The 24,782-nt window shown below is 60.2% G+C and carries 18 protein-coding genes, 1 tRNA gene and 1 pseudogene; 5 read left to right on the top strand and 15 right to left on the bottom strand.

Annotated elements, in window-relative coordinates; all coding sequences use genetic code 11:
- Positions 1–10 precede the first annotated feature (10 nt).
- The 12 genes and pseudogenes from JBO08_RS07340 to JBO08_RS07290 all read right to left on the bottom strand — a co-directional run bounded on the left by JBO08_RS07340 (position 11) and on the right by JBO08_RS07290 (position 15,388).
- Positions 11–2,761: a malto-oligosyltrehalose synthase gene (locus JBO08_RS07340; RefSeq protein WP_220074249.1), complete on the bottom strand. Its 2,751-nt coding sequence runs from the start codon at positions 2,759–2,761 to the stop codon at positions 11–13.
- Positions 2,758–4,842, bottom strand: a complete 2,085-nt coding sequence (gene malQ, locus JBO08_RS07335; protein WP_065909454.1) for a 4-alpha-glucanotransferase — start codon at positions 4,840–4,842, stop codon at positions 2,758–2,760. Before malQ ends, JBO08_RS07340 begins: the two co-directional genes overlap by 4 nt.
- The gene (gene treZ, locus JBO08_RS07330) at positions 4,839–6,590 is read right to left on the bottom strand and encodes a malto-oligosyltrehalose trehalohydrolase (protein ID WP_220074250.1); all 1,752 of its coding nucleotides are present in this window, start codon (positions 6,588–6,590) and stop codon (positions 4,839–4,841) included. The genes malQ and treZ overlap by 4 nt, the downstream gene beginning before the upstream one ends.
- A gap of 20 nt (positions 6,591–6,610) precedes the next feature.
- A complete protein-coding gene (glgA, locus tag JBO08_RS07325) occupies positions 6,611–8,164 on the bottom strand; it encodes a glycogen synthase GlgA (protein WP_083207047.1) in 1,554 nt (517 codons plus the stop codon).
- A gap of 533 nt (positions 8,165–8,697) precedes the next feature.
- On the bottom strand, positions 8,698–9,651 hold the full coding sequence (locus JBO08_RS07320) for a D-2-hydroxyacid dehydrogenase family protein (protein ID WP_065880586.1): 954 nt from the start codon (positions 9,649–9,651) through the stop codon (positions 8,698–8,700).
- Between the two features lie 26 nt (positions 9,652–9,677).
- On the bottom strand, positions 9,678–10,679 hold the full coding sequence (locus tag JBO08_RS07315; RefSeq protein ID WP_065872961.1) for an alpha/beta fold hydrolase: 1,002 nt from the start codon (positions 10,677–10,679) through the stop codon (positions 9,678–9,680).
- Positions 10,680–10,724: 45 nt separating this feature from the next.
- A complete protein-coding gene (locus JBO08_RS07310; protein ID WP_065872962.1) occupies positions 10,725–11,168 on the bottom strand; it encodes a YqaA family protein in 444 nt (147 codons plus the stop codon).
- Positions 11,165–11,611, bottom strand: a complete 447-nt coding sequence (locus JBO08_RS07305; RefSeq protein ID WP_220074251.1) for a DUF411 domain-containing protein — start codon at positions 11,609–11,611, stop codon at positions 11,165–11,167. The genes JBO08_RS07310 and JBO08_RS07305 overlap by 4 nt, the downstream gene beginning before the upstream one ends.
- 112 nt (positions 11,612–11,723) lie before the next feature.
- Positions 11,724–12,182 carry an SRPBCC family protein gene (locus JBO08_RS07300; RefSeq protein WP_065872964.1) on the bottom strand — a complete coding sequence of 153 codons (459 nt, stop codon included), beginning with the start codon at positions 12,180–12,182 and terminating at the stop codon, positions 11,724–11,726.
- An 82-nt stretch (positions 12,183–12,264) separates the two neighbouring features.
- Positions 12,265–13,077, bottom strand: a complete 813-nt coding sequence (locus tag JBO08_RS28420) for a methyl-accepting chemotaxis protein (RefSeq protein ID WP_405045952.1) — start codon at positions 13,075–13,077, stop codon at positions 12,265–12,267.
- Positions 13,078–13,125: 48 nt separating this feature from the next.
- Positions 13,126–14,259 (bottom strand): annotated as a pseudogene (locus tag JBO08_RS28415) (cache and HAMP domain-containing protein); the annotation flags it as partial.
- 133 nt (positions 14,260–14,392) lie between these two features.
- Positions 14,393–15,388, bottom strand: a complete 996-nt coding sequence (locus tag JBO08_RS07290; RefSeq protein WP_065890926.1) for an aldo/keto reductase — start codon at positions 15,386–15,388, stop codon at positions 14,393–14,395.
- A gap of 118 nt (positions 15,389–15,506) precedes the next feature.
- Between JBO08_RS07290 and JBO08_RS07285 the strand changes: the two genes are divergently transcribed.
- Positions 15,507–16,418 carry a LysR family transcriptional regulator gene (locus JBO08_RS07285; protein WP_220074253.1) on the top strand — a complete coding sequence of 304 codons (912 nt, stop codon included), beginning with the start codon at positions 15,507–15,509 and terminating at the stop codon, positions 16,416–16,418.
- Between the two features lie 103 nt (positions 16,419–16,521).
- Entirely contained in the window at positions 16,522–16,710 is a 189-nt protein-coding gene (locus tag JBO08_RS07280) for a hypothetical protein (RefSeq protein WP_049713137.1), read from the top strand.
- Between the two features lie 15 nt (positions 16,711–16,725).
- On the opposite strand, the gene JBO08_RS07275 is transcribed toward JBO08_RS07280, so the two are convergent.
- Positions 16,726–17,106 (bottom strand): fe2+ zn2+ uptake regulation protein, encoded by a 381-nt coding sequence (locus JBO08_RS07275; RefSeq protein WP_065872968.1) that lies wholly within the window; start codon positions 17,104–17,106, stop codon positions 16,726–16,728.
- A 238-nt stretch (positions 17,107–17,344) separates the two neighbouring features.
- Here JBO08_RS07275 and JBO08_RS07270 point away from each other — a divergent pair, with 238 nt between their 5' ends.
- The 3 genes from JBO08_RS07270 to JBO08_RS07260 all read left to right on the top strand — a co-directional run bounded on the left by JBO08_RS07270 (position 17,345) and on the right by JBO08_RS07260 (position 22,557).
- The gene (locus tag JBO08_RS07270; RefSeq protein ID WP_220074254.1) at positions 17,345–19,630 is read left to right on the top strand and encodes an acylase; all 2,286 of its coding nucleotides are present in this window, start codon (positions 17,345–17,347) and stop codon (positions 19,628–19,630) included.
- Between the two features lie 212 nt (positions 19,631–19,842).
- Positions 19,843–19,916 (top strand) — tRNA-Cys (locus tag JBO08_RS07265).
- A 985-nt stretch (positions 19,917–20,901) separates the two neighbouring features.
- The gene (locus tag JBO08_RS07260) at positions 20,902–22,557 is read left to right on the top strand and encodes a methyl-accepting chemotaxis protein (RefSeq protein ID WP_065880579.1); all 1,656 of its coding nucleotides are present in this window, start codon (positions 20,902–20,904) and stop codon (positions 22,555–22,557) included.
- A 1,215-nt stretch (positions 22,558–23,772) separates the two neighbouring features.
- Here JBO08_RS07260 and JBO08_RS07255 read toward each other — a convergent pair.
- A complete protein-coding gene (locus tag JBO08_RS07255) occupies positions 23,773–24,036 on the bottom strand; it encodes a hypothetical protein (RefSeq protein ID WP_065872973.1) in 264 nt (87 codons plus the stop codon).
- A gap of 153 nt (positions 24,037–24,189) precedes the next feature.
- Positions 24,190–24,732 carry a hypothetical protein gene (locus tag JBO08_RS07250; RefSeq protein WP_139114569.1) on the bottom strand — a complete coding sequence of 181 codons (543 nt, stop codon included), beginning with the start codon at positions 24,730–24,732 and terminating at the stop codon, positions 24,190–24,192.
- Positions 24,733–24,782 lie beyond the last annotated feature (50 nt).

The following is a 24,782-nucleotide window of genomic DNA, read 5'->3' as shown; positions in this document are numbered from 1 at the left end:
CAGAAAATTTTCAGCTTTCTTGATCATCAGGATTGATAAAGACATTGACCGGGAAATCCCCCAGGGCAGTGCTAACCAACAGCTCCTTGTCTGGTGTGACTGCGCCTGTATGAAAAAGTCCCTTCCAGTTTTGGGTTGTCGCGGCGAACGGTAATTTCACCCGCGTATCGCCCCAAACCTGCGCATTGATCTGGGGATGCACACCGTTTTCAAGCAAGCGATGGGGCCAGCGTGGCACCACCACCAGCAGGCGTTTGCCCAGGTGTTCACGACAGAACGCGACCACCCGTTCAGCGTGCTTGCCAACCACGTCCAGCGGTGTGTAGGTGCCGCTGCGGAACAGCTCGGGATGGGCCTTGCGCACGGCCAGCACCTGAGCAATCAGCGCCTGTTTGATACGCCCGTCGCGCCAGTTGAACAGCAGTTCGCCAATGTCCGGTGGTGTATCCAATGCGTGTTGCCGTGCATTGAAATCCACCGGGCGGCGGTTGTCCGGGTCCACCAGGCTGAAGTCCCAGAACTCATCGCCCTGGTACAGGTCCGGCACACCCGGCACAGTGATGCGAAGCAAGGATTGCGCCAGGCCATTCAACGCGCCGGCTGGGGCAATTGCCTGGGCGGCGTTACCGATAGCGGTGCGCAATGGGTGGCCTTCGTCGCTGAGCAACAGCCGCGACAGGAATGCCTCGACGCCTTGTTCATAGGCCTCGTTGGGCGCGCTCCAGCTGCTCTGCAACTTGGCTTCGCGCAGGGCTTTTTGTTGCCACTGCCACAGGCGCTGCTGGTAACCCTCGAAGTCGGCGGCCAGGTCCAGCGGCCAACTGCCCAGCAGTGCCTGGTAGAGGATCAATTCATCGCCGGCTGACGGCGTGTTTGCATCGGTACGCAACGGGGCGGCGAGGGTGCGCCAGTGCTCCACTTGCTCGACGTACCACGGCGCGCACTCGCTGATCACCGCCAGGCGCGCGCGCGTGTCTTCGCCGCGCTTGTGGTCGTGGGTGGCGGTGGCCAGCAGGTTGTCGGGGAAGCTCTGCAAGCGTTGCCCGTTGACCGCATGAAAATCGGCCAACGGCGCGCTGAACTGCTCAGTGCTGAAGCCCACGTCATTGCGCGATAGCAATACCGCCGAACGATAGAACGCCGTGTCTTCCACGGCCTTGGCGGCCGCGGGCGACGTCAGTTGCTGGAAGCGCACGCAGGCATGCTTGAGGATCTTGCGTTCACGGCCCACAGGCCGATTGCGCCATGGCTGGCCGCCCAGCCATTTCTCCAGATGCTCGAGTACTGGCCAGTCGCCTTCACCCAGGGTCGTGCGAGCGCCCTCCATGGCTTGCTGGAATACCTTGTCGTCGGCGGCGCTGCGCCCACGGGCACTGATGTAGGTGCGGTACACCGGGAAGTGCACGATCAGTTCCTGCAAGGCACGGCGGATCGCGCCCAGGGTCAGGTCGCGGGTCATCACATCGTCGCGGGCCACTTGCAGCAGCGCGCGCGCCACGCTTTCAAAGTCGCCGCCGAGTGAACCGTTGAGGATTTGCTGGCGCGCCAGTCGGGCTTCCTCAATGAAGGCCGAAGGCCGTTCGCTGTGGCGCGTCCACAAGTCGGCCAACGGCTCAAAGCCGTCCGGGTGATGTTGCAGCAGCGAGAGCTGGTTCATGAATTCGTAGCCGGTGGTGCCGTCCACTTGCCAGTCTTCACGCAGGGTTTCGCCATCTCCGAGGATTTTTTCCACAAAGATCGGCAGATGCCGCTCTGGCGACAGCGAATCGACGCGGCGGCGCAGCTTGCGGCAGTAACCGCGCGGGTCGGCCAGGCCGTCGATATGGTCGATGCGCAGGCCATCTACCAGGCCTTCGCTGATCAGTTCGAAGATTTTGCCGTGGGTGGCTTCGAACACCGCAGTGCGTTCTACGCGCAGGCCGCCGAGTTCGTTGACATCGAAGAAACGACGCCAGTTGATATCGTCCGCAGCGGTGCGCCAGCTGGCCAGGCGGTAGGCCTGTTGTTCGAGCAACTGATGCAGGCGGTTGAAGCCCTCGGGTTGGCGCCCGTCGAACTCGGCCAGCCGTTGTTCAATGGCCGGCAACACCTCGGTGGCACGTTCGGCCAAGGCCTGCTTCAGCCACTGCGCCTCATGGTAGGCGTCGTCTTGGTAGGCAAGGGCGGAAAAGCGCTCCGCCAAGGGCTTGAGCAGTTCACCGGTGCCCAGGATCGCTGCGTATTCCTTTGGGCAGATCGGGAAGCGGTGTTCGTAATGCTCGACGTAGAACGCGCCGTGGGGGGCGTCGAACTTCAAGGTCAGGGCGCCGGTCTGCAGGGCTTCGCCATAATCGCTGCCTAGGAATGGCATCAGCAATTGGCCCTTGAGCAACGGGTCGGGCGAATGCCACTGAATATCGAAGAACTCGCTGTAGGGGCTCAGGCGACCCCACTCCAGCAGGTCCAGCCACCAAGGGTTATCCGCGCCGCCCACCGCCATGTGGTTGGAGACGATATCGAGGATCAGCCCCATATTGTGCTCACGCAGCGCCGCGACCAAGCGGCGCAAGGCCGCTTCGCCGCCCAGTTCCGGGTTGACGCTGGTGGGGTCGACCACGTCGTAGCCATGCATGGACCCGGCGCGGGCGCTGAGCAGTGGCGAGGCATACAGATGACTGATGCCCAATTGGGCGAAATACGGCACCAGGGGCACCGCATCATCGAGGGTAAAACCTTTATGGAATTGCAGGCGCTGGGTGGCGCGCAGGGGCAGTGCTTTCATCGGTCACGCTCATAGGCTTGGTTGCGCGCGACGGCCAATAGTTCGAGGCGGCGGGCGGCTCCGGCATTGTCGAGCAGGCTGGAGGCTTCACCCGGCAGGCGGCGGCGCCAGTTGGGGTGGGTGTCGGTGGTGCCGGGCAGGTTGGGCTGTTCTTCGACGCCCAGCGCGTCCTCCAGCGGCAGCAAAACCAGCGGCGCGCGGGTGTGGCCGAGGTAGCGCACGCTGGCGTCGATCATATGGTCGGTTTCATTGCGAATTTCTTCGACGAAATTCTGCGGGTCCTGGCTCAAGGCCTGGCGCAGTGCCTGGCGTTCGCGCAGGCGGTGTTCGCTCCATTGCTCCACAGTCGGCGCATCGATCAGGCCGAGCTGGATGTTCCAGTCGATATCACGGCTGTGCCACCAACCGTTGAGCGTAGGCAAGTCGTGGGTGCTGGTGGTGGCCAGCGCGTTGTCGGGCCAGTCGAGGATCGGCCTGAACTGGCCTTCGTGGTTTTGCTCGAACAGCAACACACGCATGCCCAGAATAGAGCGGGCGATGAGTTTTTCGCGCAGGCCATCCGGCACCGTGCCGAGGTCTTCACCGAGCACAATCGCCTGGTGGCGGTGGGATTCCAACGCCAGCAGGCGCAACAGGTCGTCCACCGGGTAATACAGGTAGGCGCCGTCCCTGGGCGAGGCGTCCATGGGGATCACCCACAGGCGTTGCAGGCCCATCACATGGTCGATACGCAAGCCGCCAGCGTGGGCGAAGTTGGCACGCAGCATTTCGATGAAGGCGCGAAAACCATGGCGCTTGAGGCCTTCAGGCGAGAACGCGGATATGCCCCAGCCCTGGCCGGCACGGTTGAGGATGTCGGGCGGCGCGCCGACGGTCAGGTTGGCGAGCAACTCATCCTGGCGGCTCCAGGCCTGGCTGCCGCCGCCGTCGGCGCCCACGGCCAGGTCGGCGATCAAACCGACGCCCATGCCGCTGCCTCGGGCGGCCTGCTGTGCGCGCTCAAGGCAACGGGCGATCAGCCATTGGCTGAAGGCGAAGTAGCCGATTTCATCGCGGTTTTCTTCGGCGAACTGCGCCAGGGCTGGGCTCTGGGGCGTGCGCCAATCCTGCGGCCAGTGGCGCCAGTCAAGGTCTTCACCCTTCGCGGCACGTGCGGCTTGCACGGCTTCGAAGCGGCAGTGGTTTTCCAGCGCCTCGCCACCGGCCTGGCGGAAACTCAGGAAATCGGCGTGTTGTGGGTGGTGGCCGTGACGGAAGTCTTCATACAGTGCACGCAATAGTCGCTGCTTGGCCTTGGCGGCCGTGGGCCAGTCGATCAGGGTGTGCTGCTCCAGATCGTGCAATTCATCTGTCAGGCCGATGGCCTCGATGGCGTTGCGCACTTCGCGCTCACCCAGGATGCAGCCAGGCGAAGCGTACAAGCCGTTGAGGAACAAGCGACTCGATGGCGAGTAGGGGCTGTAGCGCCCGGTGTCGGCGCTGAACATCGCGTGCATCGGGCTGATCGCCAGGGCGTCGGCGCCGCGTTCGGCAGCCGAGCGGGCCAGGTGCTCCAGGGCCAGGGTGTCGCCAAAGCCGCCATCACCCAGGCGGCGCAAGGAATACAGTTGCGCGCTGACGCCCCAGGCGCGGGCGGGTTGTGTGTCAACGGCTTCGGCCACGCTGTAGCAATGGGTGGGGGCGACGGCCAGGGTGAACGTCTGGCCGGCGATCTGCACGTGGTGGTAGCCGAGGGCAATGATGCCCGGCAGCACTGCGTTGCCATCAAGCCGCAGTTCCAGGGTTTCGCCGTCCTCAAGGCTGACCCGGCACGCGGTGTCCGGTTCAAAGTAGCGCGCCAGGTCCAGCCCTTCGCCGCTGTCGATGGTCATCAAGGGTGGCAGGTGTTTGTCTTGTTGCACCTGCTCCAGTTCGTACAGGCTGGCGTCGATCTCGGCATCGCTGTCGGCCGGGTGGCCCAGGCCTTTGAGAACGGCGCGCAGGGCGTCGGCTTTCACTCGTTGCGGGCGACCGTTTGCGTCGATCCAATCGACGGCCAGGCCCGCTCGGCTGGCGAGGATTTCCAGGTTCGCTTCGCTCAAGGGTGCTCTCCAACAGGGGATAAGGTGACGCGTGCGCTGTACGGCGGCAAGTGTGTGCCGGCGTTGGCAGGCGTTTCGAACAGGACGGGGGCCATCGCCGGATGATCCAGGGCCGTGGCGCTCAGGTTGAGGTCGATCTGCAGCCGGCTGCCGTTACCCAGGCGCCAACGGGCAGTGACGGCGCCCTCGGCCAACACCTCGGCGCCCAGTGCCACGCTGCCCGGCAAGTGCGGCACGATGTGATGGTGGCGCAGGCTCAGCAGTTGGCGGTAGAGCTGGGCGTGTGAGTTATCGGTAAACGACGGTGCCGATTGTAGAAAGGTGGACGCGTCGTTGGGATCGGGAATGCGTTCACGTCGTTCCGGGTCCTTGAACGCGGCGAAGTCAGCAAACTCACTGCGCCGTCCTTCACGTACCGCTTCGGCCAACTCGCCGTGATGGTCGGTGAAGAACAGGAATGGCTCGCTGGCATTCACCTCGTCACCCATGAACATCAGCGGAATCATCGGCGACAGCAACAGCAGGGCGGTCGCGGCCTCCAACGCCTGGGGCGAGCAGAGTTGGTGCAAGCGTTCGCCCAGAGCGCGGTTGCCGATCTGGTCGTGGTTCTGCAAAAACGCTACAAACGCGGTCGGTGGCAGATGCCCACTGGGTTCACCGCGCTCATGGCCATGCCGAGTGGTGTGGCCCTGGTAGATAAAACCTTCGCTCAGGCAACGGGCCAATTTAGCCGTAGGGTCATGGGCAAAGTCGCTGTAATAGGCATCCGTCTCGCCCGTCAGCAAGACGTGCATGACGTTGTGGAAGTCATCGTTCCATTGCGCGTCGAAATCGCGCTCGTACTCAAGAAGGCCGGCCTGATTCAGTTCGTTTTCCAGGGTCAGCCAGACGTGCCGACCCGTGTCCACTTGTTCGCGAACCCGGTGGGCCAACTCTTGGAGAAACTCCGGATTGTCGATGGCATGCACCGCGTCCAGGCGCAGCCCGTCGAAGCGGTATTCGAGCAGCCACATCAAGGCGTTATCCAGGAAGAAGTCGCGCACTTCACGGCGATCGAAGTCGATACCCGCGCCCCATGGGGTGTGCACGTCTTCCTGGAAGAAACCCTTGGCGTATTGCCCCAGGTAGTTGCCGTCGGGCCCGAAGTGGTTGTAGACCACGTCAAGGATCACCGCCAGGCCATGCTCGTGGGCGCTGTCGATCAGGTGCTTGAGCTGTTCGGGGGTGCCGTAGGAAGCTTGAGGCGCGTAGGGCAGGACCCCGTCGTAGCCCCAGTTGCGTTCGCCGGGAAATTGCGCCAAAGGCATTAATTCAATCGCGGTGATACCCAGCTCAGCCAGGCGTGGCAGGTGTTTCTCGACGTCTGCGTAACCGCCCAGTGCACCGACATGCAGTTCGTAGATCACTGCTTCGTGCCAGGGGCGGCCTTGCCAATTGCTGTGTCGCCACTGATAGGCGAGCGGGTCGACTACCAGGCTCCAACCATGTACGTCCGAGGCTTGAGCCCTGGACGCCGGGTCGGGTACATCCATTTCTCCGTCAATGTTGTAGCGGTAGCGCGTGCCCGCAGGGCACTTGATTTCTGTTTCGAACCAGCCATCTGCCTGAGGCAGCATGGCGACGGACTTGCCATCTTCCAATTCAACGCTGACATAAAACGCGTCTGGCGCCCACAAGGCAAAACGCGTGTGTTGCGCGTCCAGCATGATTGCGCCGTGGGGCCAGGTTTCCAGAGTCCGTAACGGCATCTATAGAGACCTTCCTTCGATTATTTAGCGGATTTCCCCAGTGCCTTCGCCACCAGTTGTTCGTAGAGCTCGGCGTAGGGTTCCACCGCCTGGCTCCAGTTGAACGGCTGCGTCATCGCCCGGCTGCGCATGGCGTTGAGCAGGCCTGGGAAGGCAAACACCTTGAACGCGCGGTTCAAGGCTTCTTTGTAGCTGTCGACGGTGGATTCATTGAACAGGAATCCGGTCACGCCATTTTCGATGGTGTCGGCCAAGCCACCGGTGTTACGGGCGACGGGCAGCGAACCGAAGCGCTGGGCATACATTTGGCTGAGACCGCAGGGCTCGTAGCGCGACGGCATCAACAGGAAATCGCTGCCGGCGAACATGCGTCGGGCATCGGTCTCGTTAAAACCGATGCGCACGCCGATTTGGCCTGGGAAGCGCAGCGCCAGTTCACGCATGGCGTTCTCTTCTTCCGGCTCGCCGCGACCGATGATAGCGATCTGCCCACCTTGCTCGACGATAAAGCTGGCAACGGCTTCGGTGAGGTCGAGGCCTTTCTGGAACACCAGGCGCGACACCACGGCGAACAGCGGGCCGGTCGACTCATTCAAACCGAACAGGTTGCGCACTTGAGCGGCGTTGACCGCCTTGCCTTCCCAGTCGCCGATGTTGAAGTTGTGCGTCAGGTGCGGGTCAGTGGAGGTTTCCCAGCTGTCTTCGATCCCGTTGGGAATGCCGCTGAGCAGACCTTGCTGGGTCTTGCTGGCCAAAAAGCCATCAAGGCCGCAGCCGAATTCCGGGGTGGTGATTTCCCGGGCGTAGGTGGCGCTCACGGTGGTGATATGGCTGGAATACGCCATGCCGGCCTTGAGGAACGACATCTTGCCGTAGAACTCCATGCCTTCCTGTTGCAAGGCGTGAGGGGGAATCCCCAGCTCAGGCGTGGAGGCCAGGCTGATCACGCCCTGGTAGGCCAGGTTATGGATGGTGAACAGCGTCGGGGTGCGTGACCCACGCCAGTGCATATAGGCCGGCGCCAGGCCAGCGGGCCAGTCGTGGGCGTGCACCAGGTCCGGGCACCAGTGGATCTGCGCCAGGTTGGCGGCCATGTCAGCGGCGGCCAGGCCCAGGCGGGCGAAGCGAATATGGTTGTCCGGCCAGTCGCGGCCGTTGTTGGCGCCGTAGGGTGTGCCTTCCCGTTCGTAAAGCTCGGGGCAGATCAATACATAGATGACCAGGCCGTCCTTGAGGTCCATGCGCCCGATCTTGCACGGCGGCAACGCGGCGTGGCCACCCAGCTCACCAATGATATGGATCGGATTATCGCTTTCCATCACCTGCGGGTAACCGGGGATCAGCACCCGCACATCGTGCAGATGGGCCATGGCTCGCGGCAGCGCCGCAGACACATCGCCCAGGCCGCCGGTCTTGACCAAGTCGGCAAATTCGGAAGTGACGAACAGCACCTTTTTACGATTTGGATTGTGGCTCGGGACGGGCCGCACCGTGTTGAGGTCGACCAAAGAGGTCGACCCGCCAACTGGCTGACTAACACGCTCTCCCTGAATACTTGCAGCGGCACTGATCATAGTTATCTCCACGTGTTGGTCGGCTAATGGCCCGCTGCCATTAGCTCCGATGACCGCATCCTGCGGCCAGGCGCACAAGCGCATGACAAAACTGGCAAGGCGTATGCCAGTTGCACGGTTAGCTTAAAAAGATTGGATAGACGGCATCTGGTATGAACCGCTTGTGCGCGCCTTACCCTAAACCTGACCTATGGCAGAGTTGGAAAGTTTCGATTATTTTCGCGGGGTTTTTGTTTTGAAACGGACCCATCGGTCATCAGTCTAGGACAGATCCCAGAGTCTGTAGGGTTTATACGAGGATTTTGTAGGACAAAATACTTGTAACCATATGCTTTGCGCGAAGGGAGGGGTTTGTAGCGAGCGGGCTTGCCCCGCATGTAGTGAGCAGGCTTGCCCTGCGCTGGAGTGCGAAGCGCTCCCAATTTTGGCGGGCCCGGCTCAACAGTGTGACCGAGGTGGCTATTTGGGGCCGCTTCGCGCCCCAGCGCGGGGCAAGCCCGCTCACTACGAGAGGGTTGCCCTTGAATGGTGCGTTATCCCAGCACGCGAATGGGCAGACCGTTTGTCCAAGCGTGGATGTTTTCGATCATCTGAGAATAGAACTGCCGGTAATTCTGCTGGCTTACATACCCCACGTGTGGCGTGGCCAGCACCTTTGGCAAACGGCGGAACGGGTGGTCCACTGGCAACGGTTCCTCGGCGTATACATCCAGCGCCGCCCCCGCCAGGCGTCCGCTTTCCAGTGCATGCACCAGCGCCTGCTCATCCACAATCGGTCCGCGTGCGGTATTGACCAAGTGGGCCGTGGGCTTCATCCAGCCCAGTGCCTCGGCATCCACCAGCCCACGACTGCGGTCGCTGAGCACCAGGTGCACGGTGAGGATGTCGGCTTGTTCAAACAGCTCTCTCTTGCTGACCCACGTAACGCCGGACTGGGCAGCACGCTCAGGCGTAAGGTTTTCGCTCCAGGCAATCACGCGCATGCCAAACACCTGGGCGAACTGCGCGACTTTCTGGCCAATGCTGCCAAGCCCGAGAATGCCCAGGGTCTTGCCATACAGGTCGCCGCCGAGGCCAACCTGCCAGTCGCCAGCGCGCAACGAATTGGCTTCGGCTACCAAGTTTCGGGTGGAGGCCATGATCAACGCCCAGGTCAGTTCCGGCGCCGCGTGTTTATAGCTGTCGGTGCCGCATACGGTGATGCCCTGGGCCTTGGCAGCAGGAATGTCGATCGCCGCGTTGCGCATGCCGCCGGTGACCAGCAATTTGAGCGCTGGCAGGCCTTGCAGCAGGGCTTTGTCGAAGGTGGAGCGTTCGCGCATCACGCAAATCACCTCGAAGCCCTTTAAACGCTCGATCATGGTGGCGGTATCTGCCGGGTAATCGTGCAGAAAGTGCACATCGCCCACGGCCTCCAGGACCGACCAATCCACCACGCCACTGGCCACATGCTGCCAATCATCAATGACTGCGATCTGTACCGACATTCACGAGCACCTCGAAAAAGGTTGGATTAAAGCGCGTTCAGCCCCTGCAACAGCGCTTTGTGAAACTGGGCCGGTTCCTCCATCTGCGGTGCATGCCCCAAGCCTGGGAATTCCACCAGGGTTGCATGGGGAATCAACTTGGCCACTTGCTTGCCCAGCACGGCATAGTTGCCGAGCTTCGCCTTGACCGCTGGCGGTGCGACGTCTTTGCCAAGGGCGGTGTTGTCGGACGTGCCGATCAGCAGCAGCGTGGGCATTTGCAGGTTCTTGAACTCGTAGTACACCGGCTGGGTGAAGATCATGTCGTAAATCAGCGCCGAGTTCCACGCGACCAGCGTATGCCCCGGGCCGTTGCTCAGGCCTGCGTACATGTCCACCCAGCGCTCGTACTCCGGCTTCCAGCGCCCGACGTAATAGGTGGCCAGTTGATATTTGCGAATGCCTTCGGCGCTGACTTTCAGCTCGCGCTCATACCATTGGTCGACGGTGAGGGCGGGCACGCCCAAGGCCTTCCAGTCTTCCAGGCCAATCGGATTGACTAGCCCGAGCTGTTCGGTTTGCGCGGGGTACATCAGTGCATAACGCGTGGCAAGCATGCCGCCGGTGGAGTGGCCAATGAGCGTGGCTTTTTGAATGCCGAGCTTCTCCAGCAACTGGTGGGTGTTGGTTGCCAGTTGCTGGAAGCTGTATTGATAGTGATCGGGCTTGCTGGAGCTACAGAAGCCGATCTGGTCCGGCGCGATCACCCGGTAACCGGCGTCGCTCAGGGCTTTGATCGAGCCTTCCCATGTGGCGCCGCAGAAGTTCTTGCCGTGCATCAGCACCACGCTGCGGCCGTTGGCCTGCCCTTTGGCGGGCACGTCCATATAGCCCATTTGCAAGGCCTTGCCCTGGGATTCAAATTCGAAATGCTGAAGCGGGTAGGGGTATTCGAAGCCTTGCAGCTCGGGGCCGTAGGTCGCGGCGAACGCTGGGGCGGTAGTGGCCGCGAGCAGGCCGGCGATGCAAAAAGCGCGGGTCAGGGGCATTGGCAGGGCTCCGAAAAAGGGTGCTCGGATGCTGTTGCGAGGGGATTAAGTGGGGATTAACACCCACTGCAAGGTAATTGCCGCGAGCACGCCATAACGTACGCTTTTGGCCAGGGTCACCAGCAGCAGGAATCGCCACAGAGGCTCACGCATTACCCCGGCGACCAACGTCAGCGGGTCGCCAATGATCGGCACCCAGCTGAGCAACAGGGTCCAATGCCCCCATCGCGCGTAATGTTTGCGGGCTTTGTCCAACTGCCTGTCGCTGACCGGAAACCAGCGCCGTTCCTTAAAGTGCTCAACCCAGCGGCCGAGCCACCAGTTCACCACTGAACCCAGCACGTTGCCCAACGTGGCAACCCCCAGCAACAGCCATAGGCTGTAATGCCCGCTGAGCAGCAGGCCAACCAGAACGGCTTCCGATTGCAGTGGCAGTAAGGTCGCGGCGCCAAACGCCGCGAAGAATAATCCCAGGTAGCCCGCGATCATTGCGCCGGGTATTCAGCCACCACGACATCTTTACCCTCACGGGTCAGGCCGATGACTTGATAAGCCTCGCTGCGGCCTTCCACTTCCATACCCGGCGAGCCCATGGGCATGCCCGGTGCAGCAATGCCCAGCAGGTCATCACGTTTGCGCAAGGCCAGCACCTGTTCAGCGGGCACGTGGCCTTCGACGAATTTGCCGTCGATCACCGCGGTATGGCACGAGCCCAGGCGCGGTGCCACGCCCATGCGTTGTTTGACGGCGCTCATATCGGCTTCCACGTGGTCGTTGACCTTGAATCCGTTGCTTTCCAGATGGCTGATCCACTTTTTGCAGCAGCCGCAGTTGGCGTCACGGTGCACGTCGATGGGGATCAGGTCGGCGGCCTGGACGAGGGTGGTGGTGAACAGGGCAGAGAGCAGGGCCAGGCGTAATGTGCTTTTCATAGGGGAGGCTCGCGTGCAGGCGTTAGCAATTGGGATGGCGGCGATCATGACGACGTCATCGCAGGCAAGCCAGCGCCCAAAGGTCAGCAGGCAGGGTGGGAATGTTTCAAAATTATACGAAGGGTGGATTTTCCATCCGACGCTTGAGCTGGCCGAGGGCTACCGCCGAGAGTTCGATCATGCGTTCATGCAACGTGGTCAGTTGCAATTCGGTTTCATACGTCAATACACGCTTGAACAGCGTCCCGCCTTGGTGGGGCAGCAGGAAATAGTGGATGGAGCCATCGACGGCCACGGAGGTGAACACCGTCTTGAATTCGCCGGGGCGCCGGGCGATCTGTACGCGGTAACTCATCGGCACACGCACACCCAGCAAGTCGATGAATTCAGTGAAACGTGCGCCGGCAGGAAGGGAACCGGTAGTGCCGGTGTCGGCGCTGAGGGATGTGGGGTGCCATTCGTGCCAGCGATCCGGTTGGGTCACATAGTCGTAAACGGCTTCGATGGGAGCCTGGATAAAGCGTTCCTGACTGATCCGCTCCAAGCGGACCGACTGCTCGGCTGAGCGCATGGCACACCTCCTGTGTGGCGTCTTCGAGCTGTCAGAATAGTCCCACTCCCGCGCTTTGGCACGGGAGTGTTTCAACCATTTATCACCGCACTTTGAAGCGACCCATCAAGGCAATCACTCGGCCATTCGCATCCAGCAGGCTCTGGGTATTGGTTTCAGTGGCGTGGCCGCTCTGTACCAGCTCTTCGACCATTTGTCGGATCTGCACCATGCTGCGGTTGATCTCCTCGGTCACTGCGCTTTGCTGCTCGGCGGCCGTGGCGATCTGGGTGCTGAGGTTGTTGATATGGCTCACGGAACCTGCCATTTCGTCCAGGCCGGTGTTCACCCGCGCCGTGGCATCCGCCGCCGACTGACAGCTGGCCTGGGTGTTTTCCATGGCCGCTACCGAGGAACTGACGCCCGCGGTCAGGCGGGTGAGCATTTCGTTGATCTGCGAGGTGCTGGCCTGGGTGCGGGCGGCGAGGGCGCGGACTTCATCGGCGACCACCGCAAAACCACGGCCCTGCTCCCCGGCACGCGCGGCTTCAATCGCGGCGTTGAGGGCGAGCAGGTTGGTCTGGCCGGCAATTGCACCGATCACGCCGAGGGTTTCGGTGATGCGTGCGGCGTCCTGGCGCATGTTTTCCACGCTGTGGGTGGCGCTGGAGACTTCGCCGATCAAGGCGCTGACGCTGTTGGATGCCTCTCCCACCACCACGCGGGAACGGTCGGCGTGCTCATTGGCGCGCTGGGTGAACGCAGCGGTTTCAGCGGCGTTTTGCGCGACGGTGTCGGCGGTGGAGCTCATTTCGGTGATGGCGGTTACCGTCTGGTCGGTTTCCGAGGCGTGCCGCACCAGAATCTGATTGGTGTGCGCCGAGGTCCGCTGCAGTTGCTCAAGGCTCGACGACATGGCACCGGTGGCTTGGGTGACCTCGCCGATCATGTTCTGCAGGTAGACGATAAAGCGGTTCACCGAGTGACCAATGGCACCCAGTTCGTCTTCGGCGCGGATGGTGATGCGTCGTGTCAAGTCGGCATCGCCGGCGGACAGCGCGTCGATATTGGTTTTCAGCGACTTCATGCGCTGCACCAGTTGGCGGATCGCATACACCGCGAGCAGCACCAGCAGCAATACCATGGGGATTTGCAGCAGGGCCAGGGTGCCGAGCACGTCGTCGCGCTGGGCGGTAATCAGCGAAGTAGGCAGGGCGGTGGCAAGGAACCACGGCGTGCCGGCGATCGGGCGCATATAAAAGGTGCTGGCCACGCCCTGGTTGTCGAACTCGCTGCGTTGCAACGCCTGGTCGCGATGGGCCAGGGCCTTGCTGACCTGGGCGGCAAACGCCGAGGAGCCGCTGAGTTCGCTGATGTTTTTCAACACCACCGGGCTGCTGATGCGCGTGCTGTTGCTGATGATCTTGCCGTCGCCTTCGACGATCAGCATTTGCCCGCCGATGTCTTTTTCTTTGCTGGCCACCAAGTCATTGAAGAAACCCAGGGTCACGTCGATGGTGGCGACGCCATAAGGCACGCCGTCGCGCTGGATCGCCATGGCGCAGTTGGTGCGCGGCTCCTGGCTGGCGTCGTCCTTGTAGGCGGCGGCCCAGGCGCATTGGCCGCGCGGCGAGGCCAGGCCACCTTTGTGCCAGCTCTGGTCGTAGTAGTTGGGCGCTGGGTCGCTGTTCCAGAACGTATTCACGGCCAGCTTGCCCGAGGCATCACGGTGCCAGAACGTGCTGTGCTTGTTGCGTCCAGGCGTGCGTTGATTGGGCAGCGGCCAGATCCCGCCGCCGAAGACTTTCAGCTCGCCATATTGGTCGACCAGGCCTGGGAGGACTTTGTCGATGGCATCGCTGTCGAGCAAAGGGATGGTCTGGGTGATGCTGCGTTGCTGGGACTGAACCTTGTTCAGCTCGCCCTGGATTTGCTCGGCGACCTCAGCGATGCGGTTGAGCACCACCTGTTCTTCGGTATGACGCAGCGTAGGCGCGACCAACTGGCCGATTCCCACCACGGTCAATACAAATAACACCAGGACGAACAGCACCAGGAACAGGGTATAGCGGGCTTGGATGGAGCGCAGTGGGGGCATGGGGTCGTCCTTACGAAGCGTTTATTGTCGACGCGGCTTTGTTAGAGCTTCGTAGGGCTATCGGCTTGGATAGGAGGAGCTTTAGGTACCATCGTGCAAGAAAAAAGAGCGCCTTTTGAGGGCGCTCCTTTGATCAGATATCCAGCATGGCCATTACCGCCTCGGGGTAGCGCGAGCCGGCGGGTGCCTCGGCGGGGAAGATCGCTTCCAGGGCCGCCAATTCTGCCTGGCTGAGGTTGATTGAAACGGCCGCCGCATTTTCTTCCAGGTACTTGCGCTGCTTGGTGCCGGGAATCGGAATGATGTAATCGCCCTGCGCCAACACCCAGGCCAGCGCAAGTTGCCCGGCGCTGACACCTTTATCGGCTGCCAGCGCCTGCACTTGCTGCACCAGTTGCAGGTTTTTGCCGAAGTTTTCGCCTTGGAAACGCGGGTTGAAGCGACGGTAATCATCGGTGCCGAAGTCATCCGGGCTTTTCAGTGCGCCCGTCAGGAAGCCACGGCCGAGCGGGCTGTAGGGGACAAATGCAATACCCAGGCGCTGGCAGGTGGCGAGGCAACCGTTATGTTCCTGGTCGCGGCTCCACAACGAGTACTCGCTTTGCAGGGCACTGATCGGATGCACGTTATGAGCGCGTTCCAGGGTGGCGGCGGAGGCTTCGCTCAGGCCCAAGTAACGCACCTTGCCTTGTTGCACGAGCTCGGCCATCGCGCCGATGGTTTCTTCGATGGCGACATCCGGGTCGATACGGTGCTGGTAGTACAGGTCCAGGGTTTCTACACCCAGGCGCCGCAGGGTGCCGTTGATGGCTTTGCGGATGTACTCGGGGCGGCCATTGACGCCGCGCGACGTGGGGTTGGCCGGGTCGCGCAGGATGCCGAACTTGCTGGCCAGGAACACCTGCTCGCGTTTGCCGGCGATGGCTTGGCCGATCAGTTGTTCATTGGTGTGCGGGCCATAGATGTCAGCAGTGTCCAGGAAATTGATGCCCAGCTCCAACGCGCGGTGCAGGGTGGCGGTGGCTTCCCGGGTGTCGTTGCCAGGCGTGTAGAAATCGCTCATGCCCATACAGCCGAGGCCGATGGCGGAGACGAGTGGGCCGTTTGTACCGAGTGGACGGGTGTGCATGGGGTCAGCTCCTTAATGGGGAAGGGCTCCATTGTCACGCTCGACAAAATCGGGATAAACCGGCTAAAACTGCTATCACTGTTCGTATTATCTAAATAATCCACTGGGGAGCCGTCACTTGGACCGTTTCAACGCAATGCGTGTGTTCACACGGATCGTCGAGCTGCGCGGCTTTGCCAAGGCGGCCGACAGCCTGCAATTGCCACGCGCTTCGGTGACCATCCTGATCAAGCAATTGGAAGCACACCTGGGCGTGCAACTGTTGCAACGCACCACGCGGCAAGTCAGCCCTACGTTGGATGGCGCCGCGTACTACCAGCGCTGCGTACAACTGCTGACAGACCTGGAAGAAACCGAAGCGGTGTTTTCCACCCAGCGCCAGAACCCGCGCGGCACCCTGAGCGTGGATATGCCGTCGGGCATTGGCCGCTTGATCGTGATCCCCGCATTGCCGTCATTCACTGCGCGCTACCCGCAGATTGAACTGGAGATAGGCCTTAACGACCGCCCCGTGAACCTGATCCGCGAGGGCGTCGATTGCGTGCTGCGCGGCGGCCTGGCCCTGGACGAATCGCTGGTGGCGCGGCCTTTGGCGATGATGGATCAACTCACCCTGGCAAGTCCGGAGTACCTGGCGCGCAGGGGGGTTCCCACCTCATTCGAAGACCTGGTCGATCACCAGATGGTCGAGTACGTCTCCAGTGCCAGCGGCAAACGGTTCGGCCTGGAATTTGAGGTGGGCGGCGAATTGCAGACGGTCAACCTGCCAAAAGGCTTGGCGGTGAACAGTTCTGACGGCTACTTCGCTGCCTGCGAAGCCGGGTTCGGCTTGATCCAGGCGCCGCATTATCATGCGATGCGCCAGTTGGCCGAGGGCACGTTGCTGGAAGTATTGCCGCAGTTGGCTGTGCCGAAGATGGCCCTGACCGCGTTGTACCCACCACACCGCCAACTGTCCCAGCGCGTGCGGGTGTTTGTCGATTGGCTGGTTGAGCGCTGCGCGCAATCGGGCACCGGTTTGCAGCGCTAGGCATCGCCTGTAACATGTGCGCCTGTCGGACCCGCTCGCCATTATGTGCCTGGCAGATTCGGCTATTCACCGTAGCTACACTCTTCAGGTTCAGGAACCCGTCATGACACAAAAGCAACGTTTGAAATATTCGATTCTGATTGCCCTGGCCGTACTGGCGACGATGTTTGGCCTGTCCTACTTGCAGAACACTGGGGTTATCAGTGAGAAAACATTCCAGACCATCGCCATTGCCGTCGCAGTGGTCGTGGTGGTGATCAACGGTGTCATGCGCCGCAAGGTCAAGCTCTAAGCGCTAGGTCGTGCCTCAGGTGCGACCTTCGATCACCTTGGCAGCCTCTTCGTGGAGGCTGTAGCTTTTATCTGCATTGAGGGTGATCACGCCCTCGCTGCACAGGCGCTTGAGCACCTCGCGCACGCTGAGAAATGACAGCGGAATGCCCAGTTCCAGCAAATGGCTGTGCACACCGCGCACGCCGAGGCTGCGTCGGTTGTCGGCGGCGGTGAGCAGGGCGTCAATGACCTTCAGCCGGATCAGGCTGGTGCGCAACCCAAAACACTTGAGCAGGTGGCGAATACGCTGGTTGCCTTGCTGTTCCGGCGTTTTGCCGAACACTTGTGTACCGCTGCCAAAAGTGGTCTCGGCAGCCGGTGAATGTCCATCCGTGGGCACTTGCGAGTTGTACATGCAAAAACTCCTTATCAGAGCCTGATCAGGAAAAAAATGAGCGCTCTTGATTAATAAGACGAACGAGCGAGCGAAATCATGAAGTGCCGGATGTAGAAAATTCGTCGGTATCGGTTTTGTCACATTCGCACCGCCGTCAATAAACCTCGCCCCTTGCTAAATTATTCCCAGTGGTTTGCGTTCTTACGGTGGGGTTATTACCCCGCGTGAGGCGATTAAATCTGACTGTGGAGTCTGCGTGATTATTTCCAATGGGTTGTCCAGGGTATGTGTGGCCGGGGTGTTGCTGGGGTTGAGCCTGGCTGCGCTGGCGCGGGAGCAGGTGACGCAAGCGTCGGCGGATATCCGTCGTACCAGCTATGGCGTGCCGCACATACGCGCCAATGACGAGCGTGGCCTGGGCTTCGGCATTGGCTACGCCTACGCCCAGGACAATCTGTGCCTGCTGGCCAATGAAGTGGTCACGGTGAATGGCCAGCGCGCCAGTTTCTTTGGCCCCGAGCAGACGACCCTGGAAGAGCGCAACAACCTGGCCAGCGATGTGTTCTTTACCTGGCTGAATACGCCGGACGCCGTCGCCGCGTTCTGGAAAGCGCAGAGCCCACAGATCCAGCAGCGTATTGAAGGTTATGTGGCCGGCTACAACCGCTACCTGAAAGAGCAGGGCGCGCCGGCACAGTGCCAAGCGGCGTGGGTACGGCCACTGGTGGCTGAAGACTTGGTCAAACTGACCCGTAGGCTGCTGGTGGAAGGTGGCGTAGGCCAATTCGCCGAAGCCTTGGTCGGCGCGACACCTCCACAAGCCACGGCCAGTGCGCAGACCAGCGCCAAGGCGTTTGAACTGGCCGCCGCCAACCAGCAACGCTTTGCCTTTGATCGCGGCAGTAACGCGGTGGCGGTGGGGCGTGATCGCTCATTCAATAGGCGCGGCATGCTGCTGGCCAACCCGCACTTCCCGTGGGTGGGCGGCATGCGTTTTTATGAGATGCACCTGACCATCCCCGGCCAGCTGGATGTGATGGGCGCCGCGCTGCCGGGCTTGCCGGTGATCAATATCGGCTTCAATCAGCATGTGGCGTGGACCCATACGGTGGATACGTCCAAGCACTTCACCCTGTACCGCCTGACCCTGGACCCCAAGGATTCCACGCGCTACATGCTCGATGGCAAATCTGTTGCCCTGGATAAAACCACGGTGAACGTGCAGGTCAAACAAGCTGATGGCAGCCTCAAGAACCAGTCGCACACGGTCTATAGCTCGCAGTTCGGCCCAGTGGTGCAGTGGCCGGGCAAGCTCGATTGGGATAGGCAGTACGCGTTCAGTCTGCGCGACGCCAACCTGGGCAACGACCGCGTGCTGCAACAGTGGTATGCGATGAACCGCGCCAGCAGCCTTAATGAACTGAAAACCTCAGTGCGCACCCTGCAAGGTATCCCGTGGGTCAACACGGTGGCCGCCGATGACCAGGGCCAGAGCCTGTACATGAACCAGTCAGTGGTGCCCAACGTCAGCGCGGCCAAACTGGCGCAATGCAGTGACCCTCACGCCGCCCTGCAACTGATCATGCTCGACGGCGCCCGCAGCGCCTGCGCCTGGGACATCGACCCACGCGCGGCCCAGGCCGGCATCTTCCCGGCTGAACAGCTGCCGCAACTCGAGCGCAGCGACTACGTGCAGCATTCCAACGACTCGGCGTGGCTGGTCAACCCCAAGGCGCCACTCACCGGGTTCTCCCCGGTGATCAGCCAGGACCACATCGGCCTCGGCCCGCGCGCGCGCTTCGCGCTACAACGCCTGCAGTCCCTGAATAAACCGATCACTGTCACCGACCTGCAAAACATGGTGATGGACAACGAGGTGTACCTGGCGGGCCAAGTCATGCCCGACCTGCTCGCGTTCTGCGCCAAATACCTCGGCGCCGACGCCGCCGCGCTGCAACCGCTGTGCACCAGCCTGAAAAACTGGGACCAGCGCGCGAACCTCGACAGCGGCGTTGGCCTGGTGCACTTCATCAACCTGGTGCAACAGCTGCAGGAAATCCCCGACGCCTGGCGCGTCGCCTTCGACCCGGCCCAGCCTCTCACCACCCCACGTGGCCTGGCCATCGACCGCGCCCCCGTCGCCAAAGCCCTGCGCGAAGCGATGCTGACGTCCACCGCCGAGGTCGCCAAACTCGGCCTGAGCGCCAACAGCACATGGGGCGACATCCAAGTCTCCGGCCAAACCCCGGTCCATGGCGGCCCGCAAGAACTGGGGGTCTACAACGCCATGCAAACCGTACCCCGCGCCGACGGCAAACGCGAAGTCGTCAGCGGCACCAGCTACCTGCAAATCGTCACCTTCGACGACCAAGGGCCGCATGTCAGGGGCGTACTTGCGTTCTCCGAGTCCAGCAATCCAGCCTCCAAACACAGCAAGGACCAGACCCAAGCGTTCTCCCAGAAAAAACTCAGCCCGCTGCCCTTCACCGAAGCCCAAATCAAGGCCGACCCGCAGTACCAACAACTGCACATCAAGGAGTAGGGCAGGCACGCAACTCCTTGATGGCAATACGAAATATTTTTGAAATCAAGGGGTTGCACGCATTGGCAAATACGTACATAATGGCGCCCATCGAACGCAATGAGGCATTAAAAACCTCAATGTATTCAATGAGTTAGAGTAGAGGCAGGGTTCTTCAGCCCACTCAAGTTTTTATGCGGTGAGTGTTAGTCGTTGAGACACTGATCGTTTGAGGCCGAGTAGCAAAATGGTTATGCAGCGGATTGCAAATCCGCCTACGCCGGTTCGATTCCGACCTCGGCCTCCACTCTTAGAAACCCCGTAGATTAACGTCTACGGGGTTTTTTATTGCCTGCGATTTTGTCATCGCTTCCGCAATTTTTCGGATCACTTCCGCAACACTGCCATTTTTCGGGAAATTCAAGACGCTGTTATCGGTATGCCTTTCCTCGATTGGACGTGGGATTGTGCTCAAGACTAAGGAGCCTAAGCGTCCACTAAAGGCCAGAAGCGATCATCCGGCAATGCCTACTACATGCAATCGGCCATCGATTCCGGCAATCTCGGCGGTGTCGAATCCACCTAGGGGCCCAGGTGCGAACCGATGCCGCTAGGCAGGGAAACAGCACAGCTTCCCGATAGGTTAACTCGGCCGCGCAGAGTGCAAGGTGTCGCACCGGAGCACACGGCCGCCGCGCATCGCGTGCCATACGTTCTCCATCGTCTTGGCGCCGTTTTGGTACCGGCAATATCTACATGGCCATACAACCGGGGCGATAGGTCTATGGCATGCATTGTCGTTTAGCCATGACCTCGGCTTTCCGGAGAAGCTTGTTGTAGTAGGAATTTTCCTATCCAGTTCCCTATATCCCTACCACCTAGTAGGGATCTTCTGATGGTAGCGGCAGTGTCATTAGGCCATCCTTTCAATCCAGTCGTCGAGCTGCAGATTCATCGGTGATGACTGTCCGTATTAAGACGGGCAACGCCAACCCCAGCTTGGATGCAGCCAAGTGCTTGCTGGCGGTTACCTCTATTTCTGGCGCCTGCCAGAAACCGGATGTCACTGACCGTTCATCGGGATTAAATAATGTCATTACGACATCTCGCCCATATAGTTGTACAAGACTTGTACAAGATTCAGTACTTGTACAAGTTTCGGCTAGCCAGGAAATAACACCGCTACCCGTTGCTGTTGAACAAAAGAATACCTGCGCAGGATGCGGACCAAGGGCGAATAGATGCCCTTGCAGGTGCCTCTAATTGCTCCTCCCATGACGCAGGTACATCATATGCCATCGCACACTCCCCGGCTCTCGACACGGACCAGTCTCTATGCCGGCTATGCCAGCCTGCTCGCGTTTATGTTGCTGATCGCCGCTATCTCGCTTTACGCCCTGGCTAACAGCAATAAGGACTTTTTCCTCTACGTTAATGGCGTTGATGCACGCACCCGCCTAGCCAACACACTGAACGACGCCGCCGCCCAGCGCGCGATTGCCCTGCGTAACATCGCCTTGAACAGCAATGTCACCGCGAGAGAACAGCAGCGGGGCGCTATTGCCGTCAACGAACAAATGGTGGCCAGCAGCCTCGTCGCGCTACGCCAGGCAATTGATAACCATGATGATGTGTCGCCCAAAGAGCGTGAACTGCTTTCAACCTTCGAGCAGGTCGAGAGCCGCTACAAACCGGTAGCGCACAGCATTGCCGAACACCTGTTCAAGGGTGAAAACGATGAGGCTCTGCGCATGGTCAGCGAGCAGTGCACACCATTACTGGCCGAGCTGACACAGGCAATTGGCGAATACCTGCGCTACACCAACCAGAGGGCAGACCTGCAGGTCAGCGAAAATGACGAACGCTATCTGTCACAACGCAACCTTCTACTGGCCATTACTGCGCTGGCCGTCTTACTAGCAGCGGTACTGGGTTACGTCATCAGCCGCAACCTGCTGCGCGCGCTGGGTGCCGAACCGAGTGAACTCAACCAGCTCGCCCAACGGGTTGCCAACGGCGATTTGCGCGCTAGCGAGCGCACGATTGAGCCACCACAAGCCAGCATAATGGCCGCCCTGCTGAGCATGCAGGAGAACCTGCGGGACATGACCAAAGGCATAAACCTGTCCTCACAGACCGTGGCCGAATCCAGCCAGGAGCTTAGCCAATCGAGCCTGAGAAACGCCGAAAGCGTGGCCATGGCACAGTGCGAGGTCGAGCAGATCGTCACCGCCGTTCACCAAATGGCCGCCACCGTACAGGATGTCGCGCGCAACGCCGAATCCGCCGCCAGTGCCGCCAGCGAGGCCGATAGCGCGGCCCTGTACAGCCAGCAGAAGGCCAAAGATGCCGTCAACATGATCGACGAACTGGCCGAGACAATCGAACAGTCCAACATGGCCATGGGCCGGCTGAAGAATGAAACCGGCAATATCGGTGGCGTGCTTGAAGTGATCAAGTCGGTCGCCGACCAGACCAACCTGCTGGCCCTCAATGCAGCCATCGAAGCTGCCCGTGCTGGCGAGGCCGGACGCGGCTTCGCGGTGGTAGCCGACGAGGTGCGCAGCCTGGCACAGCGTACCCAGAAGGCCACCTCAGAGATTGAGGGGCTGATTGCCAGTCTGCAGAAAATTGCCGACGAGACCTCGCAGCATATGCAACGCTGCAAGCGCTCCAGTGCGCAGTCGGTGGCCGGCGTTTCCGAGGCCGGTGACGCGGTAAGCACGATCGTAACCATGATCGAGCGGATCAATGGAATGAACCACCAAATCGCCGCTGCCGCAGAGCAGCAGAGTACCGTTGCCGAGCAGATCAGCCGGGGCATCGTGACCGTCAGCGAAAGCGCCGAGCAATCCGCTGCAGCCTTCCGCAGTGCTCAGAAGGAAAGCGAAGGACTGGCACGCACCAGCGTGACATTGCGAGAGAACATCTCGCGCTTTCAGCTCTAGGGTCTGTTGCCGTTTCATCGCGAGTCGCGTTGCTGCGAGAAGTGGCCCCCGGTTAGGCGCAGGACACAGGTAACGGTCCGAGTCCTGCAATAACATCGGGGGGCATTTTCCTCGCAGCGTTATGGGCTGAACCCAACTTCGCAATACCTGTAATTTTTGAACGTCTGCTTTTGGCCGTTTTCTACCTATCGTAAATTTCGTAGCACCGGATCATTTCGTAGGCTTAACAATTTCAACGACTCGCCGATAGACCTTCTTGGTCATTTCTTCTGTGGAGTGACTTAGTAGGCAGCTCGCGTGAGTCAGCGCTATCTCGCTAGCAGCGTTAGGCCGGATATCCTTGAATTGGAATTGCCGAATGCTAGCAGCCAGCGCGGGGTCACCCTCAGCCGCGGCTTTGATCGCCGCCTTCTCCCGTGCGTCGTCCCACCGGTTGCGCAACATCTGCTGTCTCATTCGAAGTCCAGACGTATTGGTGATCAAGGTCGATATCCGAATATCTTTGATGACTTTAAAGGGGGAGGATTTTCTGACAGGTAGCGATTTAGAAACGCTATGCTTCGGTTTTCAAGGAAGTGAGGAACATGGATGTCCAGCTCGTTTCACGCCTTCGGGTTTATCTTTCTTGCTAGTGGTGCAAGTCTTCTTCACCTATGGCTTATCTGCAGGGTGATGGTTAGCAGCCTCGGCGGATTTAAGAGAGCCTTGTTACTGGTGGCACTGTTACTTGCTCCGATATCTGCTCTTACAGCCGGGCACGGTTGGTGTGGAAAGCTCATCTTTCCAGAGGACATTGAGATCAGTTCAGACTAGGGTTTGCACGGGCGCAGGTCGGCGGGCATCGCGGACGTCGGCGAAGTTTAGGCTGGGCAGCCGGTCGTGCGTCACTCAGGTAAATCCGTTTCGCGGGAGTCCGGGTCATTTCCGGGCGGTGGGCGGATTGAGTTGAACTGCTGCTTCCTCCAGGTGCCGAAATAGCACCATCCAGAGGACATAGCAATGACTGAAGAAAAGAAGAAAGAACCTGAGCAACAAACTCCAGCGCACTCCACTGAGGAAGAACGGGAGCGCCTGAAGGACTTCAACAAAAACGGCATTCCGCCTGGCACTTGCTGAGTATTACGCGATCCGTGCCGGAAGCTCATCGGTGCGCCGGTGGAGCGGCACGACTGTCAGCGCTTAGGTCTACGCTGAAGACCGGGCGTAGGACAACCCTTATGGCGCTTCAGCTTCCACCTGTTTTGGCTGAGCTCGTACGTATGTGCCAAGCATCCAAAGGACACAGGTAATCAGGGCTGTAACCAAACCTACAGCCAGGCTGCCTATTGCCACGCCGATGTCATAGGCCGTCATGAGCCCCGTAAAAAATACCAGTACGGCGCTTAAGCTTATTTTAGCCGTCACGATTCCAGATAAAATTGACGCGGCGAAAATCGGTATCGAGAGTGCAATGCGTATCCATTTACTTGCTTTGTTCACCGAGAACCTCCTTGTTGGGCTGAGTCGTTCGCTGCATGCTAAAGCCTACCCGCGACACATCCAATTTTGCAGCTTTTCCTGAATATGGTTTCACCAAAACCGCCTATGAGGCGGTTTTTTATTGCCTGTGATCGGGGGGCGCAATGTGCTCCTTTACGGAACAAGGCTATCGTCGAAGTCTTCCCGTTCGATGGTTGTGTAGGCCTGCTCGCGAATGCCGCCTTCGGAATAGGTGCAGAGTCGACTTGTTGCTTTCTTTCCCGGTAGACGCACGACGATGCCCTCGCTGAATTCGGGGTCGTTGGGTTCTCCTGGGGTAAAGTTTGTGCGCACCGTACGGTCGAAAACGGCGTAGGTTACGCCATGATTGGTGAAGCGCAGGTGTGCCTCGGCGCCACCTGAGTAGCCCGTAGAGCTGAGCCAGAAATGACCATTCGGTGGACTCAGCTTCTCGGGGTAGCTCAATTCAATTTTGCCGGGCGTACCAAATCGGTACTGCACATAGCCTGTTGTCGCTGAGAAGCCGGGCGATGCACACACCGAGATCATCTTCGGGCCGGAATCGCATCCGAATAATAGCGTTTCTTCCGTCGAACATAGAAAACGCTGCTCCGACGTCCCCGCGAGCGCGTCGAGCGCTATGGCACCCATCGTCAGGAAGCAAAGGCCTTTTAGCATCGTGACTTTAATTCCCATGAGGGTGTCCGTTTTATTCGATGGAAATTTATCAGCATTTGTTCTGTGCT

The organism is Pseudomonas sp. LAP_36 (assembly GCF_019456785.1).
Lineage (GTDB): Bacteria > Pseudomonadota > Gammaproteobacteria > Pseudomonadales > Pseudomonadaceae > Aquipseudomonas > Aquipseudomonas tritici.
This window is presented reverse-complemented; position numbering and strand designations above follow the sequence as displayed.

Coding starts and splice junctions, on each gene's coding strand:
- JBO08_RS07300 (WP_065872964.1), bottom strand. CDS start 12,182: ATGCGCTCAGCCGAGCAGTCGGTCCGCTTGGAGCGGATCAGTCAGGAA.
- JBO08_RS07320 (WP_065880586.1), bottom strand. CDS start 9,651: ATGTCGGTACAGATCGCAGTCATTGATGATTGGCAGCATGTGGCCAGT.
- JBO08_RS07315 (WP_065872961.1), bottom strand. CDS start 10,679: ATGCCCCTGACCCGCGCTTTTTGCATCGCCGGCCTGCTCGCGGCCACT.
- JBO08_RS07310 (WP_065872962.1), bottom strand. CDS start 11,168: ATGATCGCGGGCTACCTGGGATTATTCTTCGCGGCGTTTGGCGCCGCG.
- treZ (WP_220074250.1), bottom strand. CDS start 6,590: ATGCCGTTACGGACTCTGGAAACCTGGCCCCACGGCGCAATCATGCTG.
- JBO08_RS07305 (WP_220074251.1), bottom strand. CDS start 11,611: ATGAAAAGCACATTACGCCTGGCCCTGCTCTCTGCCCTGTTCACCACC.
- JBO08_RS07260 (WP_065880579.1), top strand. CDS start 20,902: ATGCCATCGCACACTCCCCGGCTCTCGACACGGACCAGTCTCTATGCC.
- JBO08_RS28420 (WP_405045952.1), bottom strand. CDS start 13,077: ATGTCGTCGAGCCTTGAGCAACTGCAGCGGACCTCGGCGCACACCAAT.
- JBO08_RS07275 (WP_065872968.1), bottom strand. CDS start 17,106: ATGTACAACTCGCAAGTGCCCACGGATGGACATTCACCGGCTGCCGAG.
- JBO08_RS07340 (WP_220074249.1), bottom strand. CDS start 2,761: ATGAAAGCACTGCCCCTGCGCGCCACCCAGCGCCTGCAATTCCATAAA.
- JBO08_RS07280 (WP_049713137.1), top strand. CDS start 16,522: ATGACACAAAAGCAACGTTTGAAATATTCGATTCTGATTGCCCTGGCC.
- glgA (WP_083207047.1), bottom strand. CDS start 8,164: ATGATCAGTGCCGCTGCAAGTATTCAGGGAGAGCGTGTTAGTCAGCCA.
- JBO08_RS07250 (WP_139114569.1), bottom strand. CDS start 24,732: ATGGGAATTAAAGTCACGATGCTAAAAGGCCTTTGCTTCCTGACGATG.
- JBO08_RS07290 (WP_065890926.1), bottom strand. CDS start 15,388: ATGCACACCCGTCCACTCGGTACAAACGGCCCACTCGTCTCCGCCATC.